This is a genomic window from Paenibacillus sp. HJGM_3 (assembly GCF_045062745.1).
Lineage (GTDB): Bacteria > Bacillota > Bacilli > Paenibacillales > NBRC-103111 > Paenibacillus_AA.
Genome location: NZ_JBJGED010000025.1, coordinates 92411 through 111194, shown reverse-complemented (window position 1 = coordinate 111194; position 18784 = coordinate 92411). Strand labels below are relative to the sequence as shown.

General features: G+C 59.1%; 13 protein-coding genes and 1 pseudogene. 8 read left to right on the top strand and 6 right to left on the bottom strand.

Features of this window, described 5'->3' with window-relative positions:
* Positions 1–33: 33 nt before the first annotated feature.
* Positions 34–2124 carry a right-handed parallel beta-helix repeat-containing protein gene (locus ACI5FR_RS24630; protein ID WP_405459313.1) on the top strand — a complete coding sequence of 697 codons (2091 nt, stop codon included), beginning with the start codon at positions 34–36 and terminating at the stop codon, positions 2122–2124.
* A gap of 67 nt (positions 2125–2191) precedes the next feature.
* Here ACI5FR_RS24630 and ACI5FR_RS24625 read toward each other — a convergent pair whose 3' ends face one another.
* The 5 genes from ACI5FR_RS24625 to ACI5FR_RS24605 form a co-directional block, all read right to left on the bottom strand.
* Positions 2192–3964 (bottom strand): hypothetical protein, encoded by a 1773-nt coding sequence (locus tag ACI5FR_RS24625; RefSeq protein ID WP_405459311.1) that lies wholly within the window; start codon positions 3962–3964, stop codon positions 2192–2194.
* A gap of 4 nt (positions 3965–3968) precedes the next feature.
* On the bottom strand, positions 3969–5567 hold the full coding sequence (locus ACI5FR_RS24620) for an extracellular solute-binding protein (RefSeq protein ID WP_405459310.1): 1599 nt from the start codon (positions 5565–5567) through the stop codon (positions 3969–3971).
* 104 nt (positions 5568–5671) lie between these two features.
* Positions 5672–6544: a carbohydrate ABC transporter permease gene (locus ACI5FR_RS24615; protein ID WP_405459309.1), complete on the bottom strand. Its 873-nt coding sequence runs from the start codon at positions 6542–6544 to the stop codon at positions 5672–5674.
* Between the two features lie 31 nt (positions 6545–6575).
* Positions 6576–7442, bottom strand: coding sequence for an ABC transporter permease (locus tag ACI5FR_RS24610; RefSeq protein ID WP_405459341.1), 867 nt, complete (start codon positions 7440–7442; stop codon positions 6576–6578).
* A gap of 917 nt (positions 7443–8359) precedes the next feature.
* Entirely contained in the window at positions 8360–10678 is a 2319-nt protein-coding gene (locus ACI5FR_RS24605) for a helix-turn-helix domain-containing protein (protein WP_405459308.1), read from the bottom strand.
* Positions 10679–10944: 266 nt separating this feature from the next.
* Here ACI5FR_RS24605 and ACI5FR_RS24600 point away from each other — a divergent pair, with 266 nt between their 5' ends.
* The 7 genes and pseudogenes from ACI5FR_RS24600 to ACI5FR_RS24570 form a co-directional block, all read left to right on the top strand.
* Positions 10945–11079, top strand: coding sequence for a cytochrome c oxidase subunit 2A (locus tag ACI5FR_RS24600; RefSeq protein WP_405459305.1), 135 nt, complete (start codon positions 10945–10947; stop codon positions 11077–11079).
* A 31-nt stretch (positions 11080–11110) separates the two neighbouring features.
* Complete coding sequence (locus ACI5FR_RS24595; protein ID WP_405459303.1) at positions 11111–11581, top strand: cytochrome c oxidase subunit II; 471 nt, start codon at positions 11111–11113, stop codon at positions 11579–11581.
* 26 nt (positions 11582–11607) lie between these two features.
* On the top strand, positions 11608–13263 hold the full coding sequence (locus tag ACI5FR_RS24590) for a b(o/a)3-type cytochrome-c oxidase subunit 1 (protein WP_405459302.1): 1656 nt from the start codon (positions 11608–11610) through the stop codon (positions 13261–13263).
* A 156-nt stretch (positions 13264–13419) separates the two neighbouring features.
* The gene (locus ACI5FR_RS24585; protein ID WP_405459300.1) at positions 13420–14973 is read left to right on the top strand and encodes a spore germination protein; all 1554 of its coding nucleotides are present in this window, start codon (positions 13420–13422) and stop codon (positions 14971–14973) included.
* A 30-nt stretch (positions 14974–15003) separates the two neighbouring features.
* Positions 15004–16191, top strand: a complete 1188-nt coding sequence (locus ACI5FR_RS24580; RefSeq protein WP_405459298.1) for a Ger(x)C family spore germination protein — start codon at positions 15004–15006, stop codon at positions 16189–16191.
* Positions 16188–16412, top strand: coding sequence for a hypothetical protein (locus ACI5FR_RS24575; RefSeq protein WP_405459295.1), 225 nt, complete (start codon positions 16188–16190; stop codon positions 16410–16412). The genes ACI5FR_RS24580 and ACI5FR_RS24575 overlap by 4 nt, the downstream gene beginning before the upstream one ends.
* A gap of 31 nt (positions 16413–16443) precedes the next feature.
* Positions 16444–17466: pseudogene (locus ACI5FR_RS24570) on the top strand (GerAB/ArcD/ProY family transporter); the annotation flags it as partial.
* 39 nt (positions 17467–17505) lie between these two features.
* Here the strand turns inward: ACI5FR_RS24570 and ACI5FR_RS24565 are convergent.
* A complete protein-coding gene (locus ACI5FR_RS24565; RefSeq protein WP_405459294.1) occupies positions 17506–18693 on the bottom strand; it encodes an MFS transporter in 1188 nt (395 codons plus the stop codon).
* Positions 18694–18784: the final 91 nt, after the last annotated feature.

The following is an 18784-nucleotide window of genomic DNA, read 5'->3' as shown; positions in this document are numbered from 1 at the left end:
CGCAAACTTTTGAATCCGCTGGGAGGGATACAATTGAAGAAGGATACAACGAGTTCCCTTAGCCGCTTGTCCGGTTCGTCCAAGTGGACGATGGGTACGATCGAATCGGGGACGAGCCGCCTCGTACTGGATGAACCGATCGATTTCGAAGCCGGCCAAGGCATTCTGATTGCAGGAGCTGGCGAACCGTGCAGGGAAGTGCTCTCGCTCGTGATCGAGGAGGAGCCCAAAGCCGGCGGTGTAATCGAACTGAACCTTCCCGGGGAACCGGTCCGGACTATGGACATTGCGGTAATGGGCGAAACCGTGACGCTGCGCCTTGCCCGGGGTTGCTCGACTTCCGGCTACATAGCGATCGTTCTCGATACCGTGGAGTTTTTGATCCCTGTCAAAGCGGGGGAGAGTGCGGTGGAGATCGCGGACCGGATCCGCGACTGGTTTTTTGAAGGCTGGACGAACGGCGGCGCGGTTGGAACCGATACGGTGCAGCTCACGTCGGTGGAGCCGGGGCCTAGACGCAACTCGTATGCGTACAGTCAACGCACTGGCGTCGAAATCGAGCTGTCGATGAAGAAGGGAACTCGGACGAGCGCCAGGAGCATCGCGGCGAATTGGCGAGATCAAGCTTACGAGCATTGGATACCTGGCGGATATGCGAATTCGAACGTAGTGTTTTTCGTCGCCAAGCGGGAAGGAGCCGGGAAGGGGGAAACCGCCCGTTACGAATCCGCCGCTACCGGAGCGACAGGCAGGCTGGAGGTCGTCCAGTTCGGCAGCTCCTTACTCGCTGAGATCGCGGACGTAAGCGGCCGCACGATTACACTGGACCGTCCCGCTCCCCAAATGGCAGCAGGCGTGTATGTCGGACACGACGATTCGGCGGCTCTGCAGGCGGCGTTCGACCGGGCGGCAGGCAACGAGATGCATCTTCCTCCGGGCACCTATATGTGCGCCCAACCCTTGAAACCGGGAGCGGCCACGGTCATTCGAGGGGCGGGCAAAACGTCCACGGTGATCCAGTTCCAGGCGCTTGGCCCCGGCATCCAACTCACCTCCCGGGCGAACGATGTTTATATCGGGCACTTGCAAGTCAAAAACGTTTGCAGCCCCGACGTCTACTACGGGGAAGACTCGGAGGTTCACGGCATTCGCATCATCGGAGCGAAGCGATCGGTCATCGAGCATTGCTGGTTGGACAATTGCGACGATGCCGGAATTCGCGCGGAAACCAACTCATTCGGTACCAAGCTCCTGTACAACATCATCGTCAACACGGCGGAAGGCTCGGGCATCGAAATTATTCGCGGCGAGGAATGTCTCATTCAGGGCAACTTCATCAAGATGAGCTCCCAGCACGCCGTCCGCCTATGCGGCGCCAGGAAGCCGATCGCAGTCAGCAACGTGCTGGAAAACAACTTCGACGGGTTCTCCATCCAGGGCTTCGGCATGGGACGCGACGTCAATCAGCGCACCCAGGATTTCCTGGTCGAGGGCAATACGATCAAGGATCAGGTCCGCGCCGCCATCGTCATCTCCAATCAGACGAACAGCGGCTTGATCCAAGGGAATTGGCTGGAGGGACGCCAGGGTCAGATCGGCATCGAGCTGCGTACGAGCGTGATTCGAGGACGGATCAGCACCAATTTTGATCTGACGATTCAAGGTAACTTGATCAAAGGCTTTCAGCAGGCGGTCGTCGTCCGAGGCGATCAGCATGGCATGATCATCAAAGGGAATACGATCAAAGACTTCTCAGCCAATGAACCGAATGCGGCTTACGGGATCTGTTTGGATTGCGAGGATATCGGGGATTTGCGGAATGTTGAAATCTCGGCCAATACGTTCGTGTGCAAGGTGCATGACCAGTGGGGCATCCGGTTATTCCGGGCGAGCTCGGGTACGAGCGTACATGTGCACAACAATACATTCACGATGAGGCGATCCGATTCGGACCCGATCCCGATGGCCGAAAGGTGCATCCTTAACGAGGCTGCGCCCGGATATAACGAGACCGCCCTCATTTCCGTCAAAACCGGATCAAGCACGTTGCAGCTGCCGGATCATGGGAAGGTCACGGCCGTCACCATTCAGGACACGAATGGTTACTGCGAATTGCCGGTGTGATGCCAAAAAGCCGGCTTGTCGAACAGAACCGCTCTGTCGACAAGCCGGCTTTTTGTGCGGGCGGGTATTAAGGTAGCCTGCGCAGCGTCGTGCGCCAGGCGATGACGGCGAGCGGCTCGTTGCCGCCGGACGAGCCGTCGCATACAGCCCCGGCCGCCTCCGACGGCACGGTGAGCTCGATGCGCAGCTGCGCGGCGACGCCGGAGGGCGACAGGAGCGAGCGCTCGAGCCGCATGCCCATGCGGACGGCGGCATCGCACTCGAGCGCGTAGCGGTCGCCCGCCCAGGCGAGCGTCAGCCGCTGCGGGCTGTCTTCGCGCACGTGCAGGGCGTGCCGGCCGTCGTGCACGACGAGCGGCAGCACGTGCTCGCACGAGACGATCGGCTGCAGCAGCTCCAGCCGATAGTCCCAGGCGAAGCCGTCCGCGAGCAGGCGGATCGCCTTCGTGCAGCGGACGTGCGCGTCCTCGAGGACGAGGGTGAACCCGTCCTCGTCCTCCGTCGCCGACACGGCCGCGTTCCGCGTCGTGTCGGGATACGCCGCTCCGCCGTCCGCCCGGCGGAGCAAGTACCCTTCCCAGACGCCCTCGTCGAGGCGTCTGGCACTATCCGCCGCGCCGCCCGGCAGGCGCGGCTCGGCCAGGGGCAGCGCGCGTCCGCCCAATCGGAACTGGAACCCCTGCAGGGCAGGGGTGTAGCGCCGATTGTGCATCCGCAGCGTGCAGGCGAAGAAGGCGTCGCCGCGCCGGTAGAAGGCGTACCCGCTGGCGGCGTCGACATAGCGGTTCGCGGCGGGCAGCTCATGCGCCGTGCGGAAGCGGAGCCCGCGCTCCAACAGCCGCGCCGCCACAGCCAGACCGGTGAGCCCGAGCAGGTTGTACATGTTCAGATGCGTGTAGCTCTCGTACCCGGTCCGCAGCGAATGGGGCAGCACGTTGGGCGTGCAGCCGTAAGTACCGTCGGCATGCCGGTAGGGCAGCCAAGCCGCGACTGCCCGGTCCAGCAGGCCTTCATCTTCCAGCCCGGAACCGGCATATAGCGCGACGAACGCCCCCCATGTGAACGTCTGATGGCTGCTGCGTTCGACCATCGCGAACGTGCCGTCGGCCGAGATCGCCTGCTCGAGCCAGTCGAGGCCGCGGGACATGAGCAGCTCGGCCGCGACGCGCTCTCGCTCGTGCCGGCTCTTCCAGTCCGGCAGCAAGGCGAACGGGCCGGCCAACAGGAACAGCGTGAACGCATGATACGGGATCGGCATGCCGTCCAGCACCTCCCGCTCGTTCACTTCGTCATTGATGAAGCCGGACTCGAGCTGAGCCTGTTCGATAAACGCCAGCCTGCGGCTGAGATGGGGGAGAGACGCCTCCCGAATCCCGAGCGTATCGAGGAACAGCTCCGTGCCCCACTGCAGGGCGGCGCAGTTCGTATTCACGATCGCACAGTCGTCTTCATAGCCGGCCAGGAACGGCCCGTACCGCCGTACGGCTTCTTCGCGCTCCTCGTCCTCGAGCAGCAGCATCGCCATCAGGCTGTAGTGGATCAAGAACACACGGCAGAACGGGGCGACGCCCGCTTTGTCCCCGAGCAGCTCCACCGAGCGCCGCACCGCCGTATGAAAAAGCCGGAGGACGCTAGCGTCCTCCGTAGTCCGATACACCGCGGCGAACAGCACGGCGGCATTGGCCGGCGCGTAGTTCTCGCTGTACTCCGTCTCGTAAGGGTCGCGGAACGAGCCGCCCTCCTCGGACAGCCATCCGGCCGCGACCGGGACGTAGTCGGCGAGAATGGAGCGGATTCGGTCCGTCGCCGTAACGGGCTGGGAATGATTGATCGCCGCCATCGTCTTATTTCACCGTACCGTTCGCCTTCAGGCCGTCGTTAATCTCCTTGATGATTTGCGCGCCGCCGCGATCCTTCCATTCCTGCACCATCTTATCCCAGTCCGAGATCGGCCGTTGGCCGGAGATCATTTTCGTCTGCTCGCCGATGAGGTATTTGTCCAGCTCCGCACCCTTCTGCGCCTGGGTCTCCGAGATGACCGTGAACGAAGGATCGTTGAACGGATCCTTGTTGTACTTCTTCTCCATGTCCTCGATCGTGGCGATGAACGCCTGCATCTCCGGCGACGTGTAGGAAGCCTTGGAGAACTCGTTCGCTTCGTTGCTCGGCGCCCATGGCTTCCAGAACTCATGCCGCTGCAGCATGTATTGGATCGGCGTGCTCGATTCCTGCCCGGCCTTAGGCACCGCGGAGCCGTTCACCATATCGTAGCCGACGCCGACGCCGCCCATAATCCAGTTGTATTGCTCGTTCTGCGGGTTGCGGTCCTTGAGCGGAATGAACTTCCGGCCGTAGTCCATGATGTCGAGGATGCGCTTCACCTTGTCCGGCTCGCTCTTCAGCTTCGCCGACAGCGTCGACAGGCCGAAGAAACCGCGGCCGTTCGGATTGCCCTGCTTGCCGTCCGGCTGGATGAAGAACGGGATCGGGGCGACCTTCGCCGTCGGATTGACCTTCAGCAGCCCGGTGTAATATTCCTCCACCATCCCGGTCGGCGTGCCGATGAAGATGCCGGACTTCCCGGAGTAGAACTCCTTGTTCGTCTGCGCCCAGTTCAGCACGGCGAAGTCCTTCGTCACCGCGCCTTCTTTGTACGCATTCGCCAGCGTCTCGATCACTTCCTTGCGGCCCGGGCCGATCAAGCCGGGGATGTAGTTGCCCGCCGAGTCCTTGTGGTACCAGTTCGTCGACCACCAGGCGCCCATGTTGTGCGAAGGGGAAATGTTCTCGCCAAGCGTGAAGCCGTACGTGTCGTTTTTGCCGTTGCCGTCCGGATCATTCTTCGTGAAAGCGATGGCGACCTCGAGCAGCTCCTTGTAGTTCGTCGGCATTTTGAGCCCAAGCTTGTCAAGCCAGTCTTGGCGGATCGTGCCCGAGAACGTGTAGGTCGGGGCGTACATCGGGATGCTGTAGATTTTGCCGTTCACGCGGAACTGGTCGTAAATCGCCTTCGGCACGAGCTTGAACGATTCGTATTGGTTCAGGTAATCGTCGAGCGGCAGGAACGCGCCTTGCTTCGCCCATTTGAAATAGTTCGAGTCCATATCCTTGATCGCCACGACGTCGGGCATATCGCCGGACGCCATGATGACGTTGAGCTTTTCGTTATAGTCGGACTGCAGGATGAATTGCGATTTGATGTTGGCGTTGAACTTTTGCTTGATCGCTTCGACGCCCTTGCCGTTCGGATCGGGAAAAATGGTGTAAGCGAAGTTCAGGAAGCTGATGTCGTACGCTTTGTTCTCGGTCTTGGTCCCGGGTTCGCTCGCTTTCGGTTTGCCGGTGTCGGTCGGGGTAGAGCCGTCCTTCGAGCAGGCCGCGATGATCGCGCCCGTGAGCGCTATTGCCAGAGCTACATGGATCGTCTTCAAGCTTTTCTTCATTCGTTTCGCACCTCCAATGGTTTTGGGCAGATCTAACAGTCCCCGTTTGCCGCGAAACGGGCCCCCTTGATGCCATTCGTTGTACCATAAACGTTCGGCGGCGGTCACCCTTTTACGGAACCGATCATCACCCCCTTGGCGAAATGTTTTTGCAGAAACGGATATACGATCAAGATCGGGACGGTCGCCAGCAGAATCGCGGCCATCTGGATCGTTTCGGCCGGGGGCGGGTCGGTCAGCACTTGCTCGGTCACGCTGAGGGAGCTCGTGTCATTCACGACGACAATTTGGCGCAGCAGCACTTGGATCGGCCACAGCTTCGGGTTGCTAAGGTACAGGATGCCGGAAAAGTAGGCGTTCCAGTGCGATACGGCGTAGAACAGGCCGAAGGTGGCGAGCGCCGGCTTGGAGAGCGGCAGGATGATGCGCCAGAACACCGTGAACGGATTCGCGCCGTCGATGAGGGCGGCTTCGTTCAGCTCCTCCGGAATGCTTTTGAAAAACTGCGAGAACACGATCAGGTTCCAAGGGCTGATGAGCACCGGAATGATGAGCGCCCATACGGTGTTGAGCAGGCCGGTCGCTTTCACGATCAGGTACGTCGGGATGATGCCCGCGCTGAACAGGAACGTGAAGAGTACCATGAACAAGAACAGCTTTTGTCCATAAAATCGTCGCGACAGCCCATACGCCATCGTAGATGTGAACGCCAGGTTCAGCAAGGTGCCGAGGACGGTGATGTAGGCGGTGACGCCGACGGATTTGACGAACTTGTTGTTCGCGAGAATGTAGGAGTAGGCGCTCGTGACCCACCGCTCCGGCCATAGGATGAACGTGCGGCGCAGGTATTCTTCCATCGATGTGAACGACACCGAGAAAATGTACAGGAACGGGATAAACATGGCGATGGCGAACAGGGCGAGCACCAGGATGATGATGCCGTCCGCCAGCCGGTCGAGCCAAGTTCTGTGCAGCATCGGGTTGGCCTCCATTCCGCGTGGGGTATTGTTAGTAGATGCCTTCTTCGCCGAAACGCTTGGCGAGCCGGTTCGCGGTGACGACGAGCACGAGCCCGACAACCGACTTGAACAGGCCGACCGCGGTGGCGAAGCTGAAGTCCGACTGCAGGATGCCCTTGTAGTACACGTACGTGTCCAGCACGTTGCCGACTTCTTCGACGTACGGGTTCAGCATAAGGAAGATTTGCTCGAAGCCGTTGTCGAGCACCGTTCCCAGGCGCAGGATGAGCAGGATAACGATCGTGCTGCGGATGGCCGGCAGCGTGATGTGCCAGACGCGGCGCCAGCGGCCCGCGCCGTCGACGATGGCGGCTTCATACAGCTCCGGGTTCACGCCCGCCAGCGCGGCGAGGAAGACGATCGTGCCCCAGCCGGACTCCTTCCAGATGATCTCCAGCACGAGCAGCGGCTTGAACAGCCAGGGCAGCTGGAGGAACTGGACCGACTCCCAGCCGAATACCTGGGCGGTGAAGGCGTTCACGACCCCGTCGCTGCGCAGGAAGATCGTCACGATCCCGATGACGACGACCCACGACAGGAAGTGCGGGAGGTAGATGAACGATTGCAGGACGCGTTTGAACCATTCGCTGCGCACCTCATTGAGCAGAAGCGCGAGGACGATCGGCACCGGGAAAGCGAACGCGATCTGCAGCAAGGAAAGCGTGAGCGTGTTGATCAGCACCTGCACGACTTCCGGGTTTTCGAAGATGCGGCGGAAATGCGCGAACCCGATCCAATCGCTGTGCAGGAAGCCCTGGAACGGGCTGTAGTCTTGGAACGCGATGACCGAGCCGAGCAGCGGGATATATTTGTACAGGATGAAGAAGATCGTGCCCGGCAGGACGAAGGCGTACATGTACCGGCTGTTCCACAGCTTGCGGCCGATTGACTGGCTGCGGGGCCGCAGCGGCTTGTGCGATTGCGGCTGCCCGAGCGTCTGCGCGGGGTGCGGGTGTTGCTCGGCCGGATGCTTCGCCGCAGACGAGCCGCTGGCGTTTGTATGCGCTGAATGTGTAAGCGGTGTCATTATAGGGGCCCCCTCTGTGGTTTGGTGTACCGTAATCATATAGGGAGCGGGTTTTCCGGGTAAACAATCCATTTTTCCGGGTGGGTCTGCAAACGATGATCTTCCTCGGCAAATACGGATACAAGGGGGAGAAACGTTGATTTTACGCGTATTTGCGCGAGTTGGGGGTGAGGCGGATGGCGGTGCTATAGAGTAAAAAAGTTCCTTTGGAGCGTGGAAGTTAGGCGGTGGCCGTGCTGCAGAGTAGAAAAATTACTTTGGAGCGTGGGAAGAGGCGGCTGGCGATGCTGTAAAGTAGAAAAATTACTTTGGAGCATGGAAGTTGGGCGGTGGAGGTGCTGTAGAGTAGAAAAATTACCTTGGAGCGCGGGGAAAGGCCGATGGCGGTGATGTAAAGTAGAAAAATCACTTTGGAGCGCAGAAACTGGGTGGCGGGAATAAGGCGAAAAAATCGTGTTACTGGCCGGGAAGAGAGGTGGTTGGCGAGAATAAGGCGGAAAAATCGTGTTACTGATCGGAAACGAGGCGGACGGCTGGAATAAGGCGGAAAAATCGTGTTACTGGCCGGGAAGCGGGACGGTTGCGGGAATAAGCCGGAAAACCGGGGTTACTGGTAGGGAAGCAAGACCGAAGGCGGGATTAAGCCGGAAAAGTCGTGCTACTGGTCGGAACCGAGGCAGATGGCGGGATTAAGCCCGACCCCAAGTCGGCCGGGCCTACGCACTCCCAGCAGCGCCGCGCCCCCGCTACTGCGCATCATGCATCGCCGGCTCGATGGCCCCGCGGGACCAATCGCGGTACTGGCCCGGCGATTTGCCGGTGCACTGCTTGAACGCACGCGAGAAGTTCTGCGTGTTCGTATACTGCAGCCGCTCGGCGATATCCTTGATCGGCATGTCGGAATGCGCGAGCCATTCCTTCGCGCGCGACATCCGGTGCTCGATCACGTAGTCGATGAAGTTCAAGCCCATCGCCTCCTTGAACATCCGGCTGAGCTGGGACGGCGAGAGGCGGAACATCCGGGCCGCCTCCTGCAGGCTCAGCTCCTGCTCGGCCGACTCGTGGATGTAATCGAGCACCTGCTGCACGGTCTTCGTCTGAGGCGAGACGTGCAGCGACTCGAACCGGTTGCGGAACGCGGGGAAGAACTCGTTCAGGAACCAGTCCCGCACTTCGTCGAGCGACTCCGCCTCGTTGATGCGGGTGTACGCCTTCAGGCTGAGCAGATCGGACAAGTCTAGCCCGAGCGGCTCGAGGCCATGGTCGATCTCGGCCAGCAGGTTCGTGAACAGGCCGAGGACGGATTTGGCTGCCGGGGCGATCTGCGGCAGCTCCTGCAGCAGGCCGTGGAACTCGGCGATCGCCGAGTCGGTGCTGCCTTCGGCGAGCAGTTTCACGATAGCCTTCTGACGCTTCACCAGCGTTCGCGTCGATTGATGGACGGCGATCAGCTGCTCGGACGCCGCTGACGTCACGGTAATGTCGCGGCCAAGCAGCAGCCGGTAAGGCAGCAGATCGAGCGCCTCCTGGTACGCCTCGCGGATGCCGCTCAGCTGGTAGCAGGGGCGGCTCACGACCGCGGTCACGGTGAACGGGAACAGCTCCTTGATCTGGTGCCGGATCAGACCGCACAGATGCTTCGCCGTCTGCATGCCGGACTCGTCGCGCTCGGCGGACGACAAGAGCAGGACGGTCTGCCCCGTCCGCGGATTCACGGTCACGCACGAACTCACCGCGGGCGACTGGCCGCCGAGCTCGGCGATGAGCAGCGACATCGACACCATCATGAGCGAACGGTCCTTGTCCTCGGAGCGCTTCATGTAATGGGCGAGATGATCGATCTCGAACACGCACACCGTATATGCGGGACCGGGCAGCGAGAGGCCGTACCGCTTGCTCTGGTTCCCGAATTCCGCCTCGGTCACATCGCCGCGGAGCAGCTGCAGCAGCAAATTCTCGCGGAGCGCCGGCATCTTCTGCCTCAGCTCGTCGGCGAGCCGGTCATTCGCCTCGAGCATGTGCTGCATGAACTGATCGAGCTCGGCGAGGCCGCCCGCCGTAGGCTTCTGAAGCATCGGCAGCCGCTTCAGCAGCGTCTGGATCGGCACGTACAGCCGGTGCGAGGCGAACAGGGCGATGATCGCCCAGAGCAGCGCGACGCAAGCGGCCAGCAGCCACGTCAAATTGCGGATTTGCTGCGATTTCACGGTCAAGTTGGCGCTAGGCGTCAAGATCAAATACGACCAGTCGTTGAATGCAGACCGGTGCGATGACAGGTGTACGGACTCTTCGTCCAGTGTCAGCGTCGTCGTGTAGGGCGAGCCGGCGGTCTGCAGCCGCTTGGACAGGGTGACCGGCAGCGGCGTCCCGATCTCGGCCTCGTTCTGACTCAGGACGATCCGGCCATCGCTGTTCACGACCTGCACCTTGCTGCCGTTGCCCAGATCCACGCCCCGCAGCATCGTATAGACGCTGGACATGTCGACTTCCATCACAAGCGTGCCGTCGGTGCCCGATTGGCCGATCGGTCGGACGATCAGCAGGTTGCGTTGATTCGGATACGTATTCGGAGGAAGGATACGCGCACCCGTCGATTGAATCTTCCCTCCTTGCATCAAGCCTCCATAGGGAAACTCATTCGGCTTCAACAGCCCGAGCCGGTTCGAATAGACCATATCGTAGCGGTTGTACACGAGGAACACATGGAACAGTACATCCGAGTAGCTCCGGTATTTGGCGATCGTCTCCAGCATCTCGAGAGTAGCTTCCAGCGCGTTCAGCTGATCCATCGTAATGCCCAGCCGAACCGACTTCTCGATCGTCACGTCATTCGCAATCTGGATCGACAAGTACTCCATCCGCTTCAGGACGGAATCCACCTGGTCCGAGATTTGGCGAAGGGCAAGCTCATGCTTGGCGTTCACTTCAGACTGAATGCTCGTCGAGGCTAGGAAGGAGGCCGCGGAGCCTAGCAGCAGCACAGGAATCAGACTGAACAACAGCGAGAAGAGCATCAGCTTTTTTTTGAAAGAGAGTCGTTCCCACAAGGTCGGTCGTCGCAGCATGAATGCGTGCTCCTTTCTTCAGAACGAAATTGAAAACGCTTTCTTCTCTGAGAAAGAAATGCCTTATTAGTTCCACTATAACAGAAAAGCAGCGCCCGGGATATGAGGAGAAGGCCGGAAAGCCGGGTTGAGGCAAATCTGTGAATCCTGACCCATAACGCTGCCCGGGATACCGCAAGTGTGATTAATATCACAGCCCCTCCCATATGGCCGATGCTACGATGAAGCCATCCAAACGATGCAAGTCTAGAAGGGGAGGCAACGGTATGACCCGACAACATGAATCCGAGCAAGCGCCCGATAGCCAGCTGAGAGGAACCTTGGCGTCCGTCCTGCTGCTCGGCGCGGTGATCATCGCCATCTGGGGCGGCGTGTTCGCCATCTATGCGCTCCGCAGTTAATACGTTTCATCATCATGGGGAGGAATGAACGATGCATTTCCACAAGTACGAGAAAATATGGCTAACGTTCGGGATGACCATGCTCGTCGTCTTTTTGCTGGTGCTGGGGGTTGGCGCCTTCGCGATGGGGGCGGAGCCGCCGGGACATCACAGCGTACAGGTAGACCCGGAGAAGGTCGAGAAGATCGCGCCGTTCAACGAACCGGGGATTCGCCAGATCGGCAACCTCGAGTACGAGGCGATTATGGTCGGGAAAATCTTTTCCTATTTGCCTAACGAGATGAAGGTCCCGGTCGGAGCGACGGTGCATTTCTCGATCACGAGCCCCGATGTGGTACATGGCTTCCAGATCGTAGGCACAAACGTCAACGCGATGGTCGTCCCGGGCGAAGTCAACCATATTACGCATAAGTTCACGAAGCCGGGAACGTATTTGATTCTGTGCAACGAATATTGCGGCAGCGGCCACGAATTCATGGCGACCACGATCACCGTGGTGTGACCCTTTTCTAGCGGAGGCGGTAATGGATGGATACTCAAGTTAAGCTCGATCGCCGGGATTCGCTCCTGGCGCTGACTCATATTTTGTTCGCGTTCGGCGCGCTGGCGCTGGGCGGCTTTGCCGGACTGCTGCAAGGCATGGTGAAGGGCGGCAACTTCAAGCTCCCATGGGGCGTCGGTTACTACCAGCTGCTAACCGCACATGGGGTACTAATGGCGCTCGTATTCACAACGTTCTTCATCGTCGGATTCCTGTATGCGGGAGCGGCGTATACAACGGGAGGCGCGATGCGTCACGGCGTGCGAAAAGCCGGGTGGTGGGGCTTCGGCCTCATGGCCGGCGGCACGATACTCACCGTCATCATGATCTTGCTCGGCCAAGCGTCGGTGCTGTACACCTTTTACGCGCCGCTCAAGGCATCTCCGTTATTCTACATCGGCTTGACGCTCGTGGTCGTCGGCAGCTGGATCAGCGGCTTCGCCTTGTTCGCCCAATACCGCAGCTGGCGGCGGGCCAATCCGGGCAAGCTGTCCCCGCTGTTCCTATTCATGGCGATCGTCACGATGACGTTGTGGCTCATCGCGACACTCGGCGTCGCAGCGGAAGTGCTCCTGCTCCTGCTCCCCTGGTCGATGGGCTGGGTGCCGACGGTCAACGTCATGCTGTCGCGCTCGCTGTTCTGGTACTTCGGCCATCCGCTCGTTTACTTTTGGCTGCTGCCGACTTACATTTGCTGGTATGTCGTCATTCCGAAGCTCATCGGGGGCAAAGTGTTCAGCGATGCCCTGGCGCGACTGTCGTTCATCCTGCTCTTGCTATTCTCGATCCCGGTCGGCTTCCACCATCAGCTGACGGAGCCGGGCATCTCGTCGGCCTGGAAGTTCGTCCAAGTCGTACTCACGTTCATGGTTATCGTACCCTCGCTCATGACGGCGTTCTCGCTGTTCGCGATGCTCGAGCTGAGCGGCCGGGCCAAAGGCGCGAAGGGCATGTTTGGCTGGTTCCGCAAGCTGCCGTGGAAGGACGTCCGCTTCTTCGCCCCGTTCATGGGCATGGTCATCTTCATCCCGGCCGGCGCCGGCGGGGTCGTCAATGCGAGCAACCAGATGGACCAGGTCGTGCACAACACGCTGTGGGTGACCGGCCACTTCCATCTGACGGTAGCGTCGAGCGTGGCGCTCACGTTCTTCGGGCTCATCTACTGGCTCGTGCCGCTGCTCAGCGGGCGCAAGCTGACGGCGACGATCAACAAGCTCGGCATGGCGCAGACGTGGATCTGGGTTGCCGGCATGTTCCTCATGTCGGGTTCGATGCACATCGAAGGGCTGCTCGGAGCCCCGCGACGGACCGCGTTCGCGACTTATAACGATCATGCGACGGCGTTGTCGTGGATTCCGTTCAACCGGCTGCTCGGTATCGGCGGGGGCGTGCTGTTCGTCGGCATCCTGCTCATCCTGTACATCATTCTGGAGCTGGCGTTTTTCGCCGAGAAGGATGCATCGGGCGAGGAGCAGTTCCAGCTGGCGGAGGTGGCCGAGGATGCGCAGAAGACACCGGCGATCCTGGAAAACTGGAAAGTGTGGGTCGGCCTCGTCGTCGTGCTCATCCTGTTCGCTTACACGGTGCCGATCATCGAGATGCTGCGGGAGGTCCCGGGCTCGAAGCCTTGGATCACGTGGTAGAAAAAATAGAAAAGAACGCCACGTTTATCGACCTCTGAAGCAGAAGCTTCAGAGGTTTTCTTTATGTGGCCGCAACTGAATGGACGGTCCAAGTGTTGGTTAATCTAACCATAACCATACAAGCGATACGGCATGGTCGAGAAGGAAGGAACCCGCATGTTTTCTCGCAAGAAGCGGACTTTAACCCCATTTAGAGGCAGCGAGCAAAAGGCGGAGTTGAGTCATGTTCCGCTTTCTTCGGATTTGAACGAGAATGTCGATGCGCTTCGGGCGATCTACGCCAATTGCTCCGACGTCGTCTTCCGTCCTTTCTTCATCGGCGAAGAAAAGAAAGCGTTTCTCCTTTATATCGAAGGGCTATGCAATAAGGAAGAAGTGGACGCTAGCATCCTGACTCCCCTGATGGACGAGAGAGCGGCGAAATTCCAGACCGTGCTCGAGTTGGTGGAGAAGACTATAGCGGTAACCAAAGCGGATAAGGTTCAAGCCTTAGCGGATTGCATCACGCAGCTCTCCATCGGCAACCCGGTCATTCTGATCGAGAACGAGCCCATCGGCTATGCCTTCGGACTTTCCAAATGGGACAAGCGAGCCGTACAAGAGCCGTCCTCCGAGAACGTCGTCCGGGGATCGCGCGAGGGGTTTACGGAATCGCTGGGTGTGAATACTTCGATGCTGCGGAGAAAAATTCGAAGTCCCCAGTTGAAACTGATCCACATGAGCGTCGGCCGCTATACCCAAACGGATATGACGGTGGCCTACATGGAAGGAATTGCGGATCCGGTCTTGATCGAAGAACTGAGCAAACGATTGAAACGGATCGATATAGACGGAGTCCTGGAGAGCGGATATATCGAAGGGATGATTGAAGACAGCCCCTATTCCCCGTTTCCGCAGATTATGGATACCGAACGTCCGGATATCGCCGTTTCGAGTCTGTTGGAAGGCAAAGTGATCGTACTGGTCGACGGGACCCCCTTCGTCTTGATCGCGCCGACCACGTTTTTCTCCTTGCTTCAATCGAGCGAAGATTATTTTCAGCGCTTCCTGATCGGCACCGCCATCCGGTGGCTCCGTTATTTATTCGTGATGATCTCGCTGTTGCTTCCTTCGCTCTATGTGGCCATCTCGACGTTTCATCATGAGATGCTGCCGACCACCCTGCTGCTCAGCGTCGCTTCCTCCCGGGAGCACGTACCATTCCCGGCGCTGGTAGAGGCGCTGATTATGGAAATTACGTTCGAAGCGCTTAGGGAGGCCGGGATTCGGCTGCCTAAGCAGATCGGGGCCGCTGTGAGCATAGTCGGGGCACTCGTCATCGGCCAGGCGGCCGTTCAAGCGGGCATAGTGTCCGCTCCGATGGTCATGGTGGTCGCGATCACAGGGATCGCTTCCTTCACCATCCCCCGATATTCCGCGGGAATCGCGCTGCGGATGCTGCGTTTTCCCATCATCATGCTGGCAGGCTCGCTCGGCTTGATGGGCGTCATCCTGGGTATGATTTTTATCCTGATTCACCTATGCTCCTTGCGTTCCTTCGGCGTGCCTTATATGTCCCCGATGGCGCCGATGAAATTCAGGGATATGAAAGACATCATGGTGCGGGCTCCCTTATGGATGATGGATACTCGACCGCATCTGACCGGAGCTTCCAACCCGCATCGGCAGGCACCGGGTCAGAAGCCGAATCCGGCGAAGGGAGACGACTAATTCCTAGTGACAAGGGGGTTTGGCTATAGGATGAAAAAGCTGCTGCTCACCCTGCTGTTCGCAATGCAGAGCTCGGTTCTTGCCGGCTGTTGGGACCGCATTGAAATCAATGACGTAGCCCTCGTGACCGGACTCGGGATCGATCAAATCAACGAGAAGAACATCGAACTGACCGCGGAGATGCATATTCCTAGAGCGATAGGCGGAGCGGGCAATCCAGGCGGCGGCAGCAGCAGCGGCAATGCTCAAACGTTCATAAGGAGCGGGGTCGGAAGAACGATTGCCGACGCCATCTCGGATTTGCAGCAAAAAATTCCGCGCCGGGTATTCTGGGGGCAAACGAAAGTCGTTGTATTCGGGGAAGCGATGGCTAAAAACGGCATTCGGGAACAGCTCGATTTCTTGACCCGGCATTCTCAGCCCCGGTTGCGGTCCTACATGTTCGTGGCCAACGGCACGGCCAAGGATATCCTCGTGCTGCTGCCTCCGCTCGAGCGTGCCTCGTCCGAAGTGCTCCGGGAGATGGCCGTCTCGGAAGTGCTGAAGAGCGTAACCTTGAAGGAGCTGCTGCAGATGGTGAGCGGGGACGGCCAAGGGGCATCGATGCCGATGGTTAAGAAGCTTACTCCCGAGCCGGGTAAGAAGTGGAAAGAAACGATTGCCTATATCCACCAGACCGCGATTTTCAAAAAAGATAAAATGATCGGATCGATCAACGATAACTTGACCCGTGGGCTGCTATGGATCCGGGACGAGATTAAGGAAGCGAATATCACGATCGAGCCGGAAAAGGGAGAAGGGTATATCTCCAGCAGAATTCTTCGGGCCGATACCGAGCTCATCCCCAGGGTGGAGGACGGGAAATGGAAGGTGACCGTGAAAGCGTCAACGACTGCCGATGTGATCGTAAACGGAAGCGATCTGAACCTGATGAATCCGGAAATCGTGCTCAAGCTCCAAAAGAAGCTGGAGGAGGACATTGAACATTTGATGGCCCGAACGGTGCAATTGGTGCAGAAAGAAATGCACGCCGATATTTTCGGGTTCGCCGAGCAATTTCACCGCAAATACCCTCAGCCGTGGAAGTCGGTCAAACCGAATTGGGAGGAACGGTTCCCTGCAGTCGAAGTGGCGTTCGAGGTCAAAGCCAACATCCGCCGGCCGGGCTTATCCGGACCGCCGCAAGGGCTGCCGGAGGAGGAGGTGAAGCAGCGTTGAAAACGTTCGCCGTGCTAGGGGTTACGGTCGTTGCGGTCTTTATGATTTTGTTCGAATGGCCCAAGCTGAAGCGGGATCAGAAAAAGGAAAAAGCGGCGATGATCTGCCTAGCGGCCATAGGCTGGCTGCTCGCGGTGCTGCTGGTGTTTTTTCCGGAAATGCCCGGTCCTACCCAGCTGTTCGATACGATCTTCAAGCCGTTGGGAAAGAAGCTGGAATAAGGAATGAAAACGAGAAGGAAGGAGTTCCCCGATGATTGAAAAAGGTAAAATTTCGGCCACCCAAATGTCCTTTCTCGTCTATGCGAATATTGTGGCTACCGCGATCCTGATCATACCCGGCATTACGTACAAGCATGCCAAGCAGGATATGTGGCTGTCGCCGATCATTGGTTCGCTTACAGGGTTCCTTGTTGTTGCCGTCGTATATCGATTGCATAAGCTTTATCCCGCGGAGACGCTGTTTGAGTACAGCCAGCACATTTTGGGCAAAATTCCGGGCAAAGTGCTTGGCTTCTTCTATGTGTTTTACTTCCTCTTTGCGGCCGGACATACTGTCAGGCAGTACGCCGACTTCATGGTCGGGACGTTTCTCGGCAAGACGCCCATCCTCATGGTCATGGCGTGTCTCGCTCTGGCCAGCGCTTTCGTCGTAAGGGCGGGCTTGGAAGTATTGGGGAGACTGGGGGAGATGTTCGTCCCGGTCCTGTTCTTGCTCTGGCTCATCCTCGTCCTGCTGCTCATCCCGGAACTGGATGCGGGGAATATGCTTCCCTTCATGGAGAATGGAATCGGGCCCGTGCTTCGCGGCGCGGTCGGTCCGCTGAGTTGGAATTTGATCTTCATCCTCATATTCGCTTTGTTCCCCTATTTGAAAGACCGGAGGAAGGGCTTGAAGGGGGGCATGTTCTCCGTCGTCGCCGTGATGGTGACCTTGTTCATCACCAATCTGGCTACGCTTATGCTGTTCGGCAACATAACGGGCCATTTCGTATATCCGGTCATGAGCGCTTCCCGCTACATTTCCTACGCGGAATTTTTTGAAAATCTCGAGGCGATCGTCATGGTCATCTGGATGGGAGGGACGTTCATCAAATTGGGGTTGTACCACTACGTGATCGCGCTGGGTACGGCCCAATTGTTGAATTTGTCGGAATACAAACCGCTAGCCTTGCCATTTGGCTTCCTGATCACCTTGTTCGGGTTGTGGGCCGCCCCCAACCTGCCGAGCCAGGCGCATCACTTCGTGATCGCCAGTCCCTTCGAGACGCTTACGTTTTATCTTATCATCCCGGTTATTCTGCTCTGTATCGGATTACTTCGCAAGCGAAACGGCATCGTCCCCGCGTCCGGGCCGGGTCAGAATCGCCCCGCCGATCAGGAAGGTGCCGCTAATGTAGAAGACGGACGCGAGGCCCGCCCACGAGCCGACGAGTCCGAAGAATAGCGGCGCAATCATCTGTGACAGCCGATTCGTCGCCATGCGCAGACCGAGCACCTCGCCGGTGCGCGTGGAGGGCGACGCGTTGTACGTCGTCGTCATCGACAGCGGCTGGCCGAAGCCGAGCCCGGCACCCATCAGCGCGCTCAGCAGCCCGAGCGCCAGCTCTTGGCCGGTGAGCGGCACGAACAGGAAGGCGAGGCCCGCGAGCAGGATCGACAGCAGCAGGATGCGGCTGCGGCCGACGAGCGCCGTCAGACGGGACAGGAAGAAGCGAACGGACACCATCGCGATTCCCTGGATCGTAATGATCCAGCCGATCGCGGAGGCGGACAAGCCCAGCTGCAGCGCGAGCAACGGGAAGTACGCGACGAAGATGTCGCGGGAGTACAACACGAGCGCACTCGAAGCGAGCGCCTTGCGCAGCATCGGGATGCGCAGCAGCTGCAGCGGCGATTCGCGGCCGGCTGACGCGGACGCGCCGGACGTGTCGGACGTGCCAGCGGCTCCCGCAGTTGCCTTGCGCATGACGATGTTCGGAATCCGGAAGGCCAGCGCGATCGGCAGCAGCCCCACCGCCGCGGCGGCCATGAACACGAACGAATAGGAGAAGTGGTCCGCAAGATAACCGCCCGCCACGGGCCCTATCACCCCGCCTATCGCGACCGACATGCTCAGCATGCTGAAGTAATGGTCGCGGTTGTGCGGGGCGGCGGCGTTGCCGAGCACGTTCTGCAGCGAGATGTTGATGAAGATGTGGGAGATGCCCACGACCGCTTGCGAGACGAACAGCGCCCACATCGAGGGCAGTGCGAACGGCAGCGCTACTCCGACGGTCATCCCTATCGTCCCCAGCACGACCGGCAGCCGGTCGCCCACCCTGTCCGCGATTTTGCCGACATGGATGGCGAACAGAAGCGGCAGCAGGGCGTACGCCGCAGTCAGCATTCCGATCTCCATCGTACCGGCCCCGAGACCGGCGCCGAAGAGCGGAATGATCGGGCGGGTTAGATTCAGCATGATTTGGAATCCGAGCACAATGGCAATGACAATGTTTAGCAACCGGATCATCCCCTTCTCTCGCAGTCTAGCACTGGATGAGGGACATTATAGCACACGGAAGCCCGCCGACACGGGGAACCGCAGGCCGGGC

Bases quoted from the DNA above. Each gene is read 5' to 3' on its own strand.
- ACI5FR_RS24625 (WP_405459311.1), bottom strand. From the start codon at position 3,964: ATGGCGGCGATCAATCATTCCCAGCCCGTTACGGCGACGGACCGAATC.
- ACI5FR_RS24620 (WP_405459310.1), bottom strand. From the start codon at position 5,567: ATGAAGAAAAGCTTGAAGACGATCCATGTAGCTCTGGCAATAGCGCTC.
- ACI5FR_RS24615 (WP_405459309.1), bottom strand. From the start codon at position 6,544: ATGCTGCACAGAACTTGGCTCGACCGGCTGGCGGACGGCATCATCATC.
- ACI5FR_RS24610 (WP_405459341.1), bottom strand. From the start codon at position 7,442: ATGTACGCCTTCGTCCTGCCGGGCACGATCTTCTTCATCCTGTACAAA.
- ACI5FR_RS24605 (WP_405459308.1), bottom strand. From the start codon at position 10,678: ATGCTGCGACGACCGACCTTGTGGGAACGACTCTCTTTCAAAAAAAAG.
- ACI5FR_RS24600 (WP_405459305.1), top strand. From the start codon at position 10,945: ATGACCCGACAACATGAATCCGAGCAAGCGCCCGATAGCCAGCTGAGA.
- ACI5FR_RS24595 (WP_405459303.1), top strand. From the start codon at position 11,111: ATGCATTTCCACAAGTACGAGAAAATATGGCTAACGTTCGGGATGACC.
- ACI5FR_RS24590 (WP_405459302.1), top strand. From the start codon at position 11,608: ATGGATACTCAAGTTAAGCTCGATCGCCGGGATTCGCTCCTGGCGCTG.
- ACI5FR_RS24585 (WP_405459300.1), top strand. From the start codon at position 13,420: ATGTTTTCTCGCAAGAAGCGGACTTTAACCCCATTTAGAGGCAGCGAG.
- ACI5FR_RS24580 (WP_405459298.1), top strand. From the start codon at position 15,004: ATGAAAAAGCTGCTGCTCACCCTGCTGTTCGCAATGCAGAGCTCGGTT.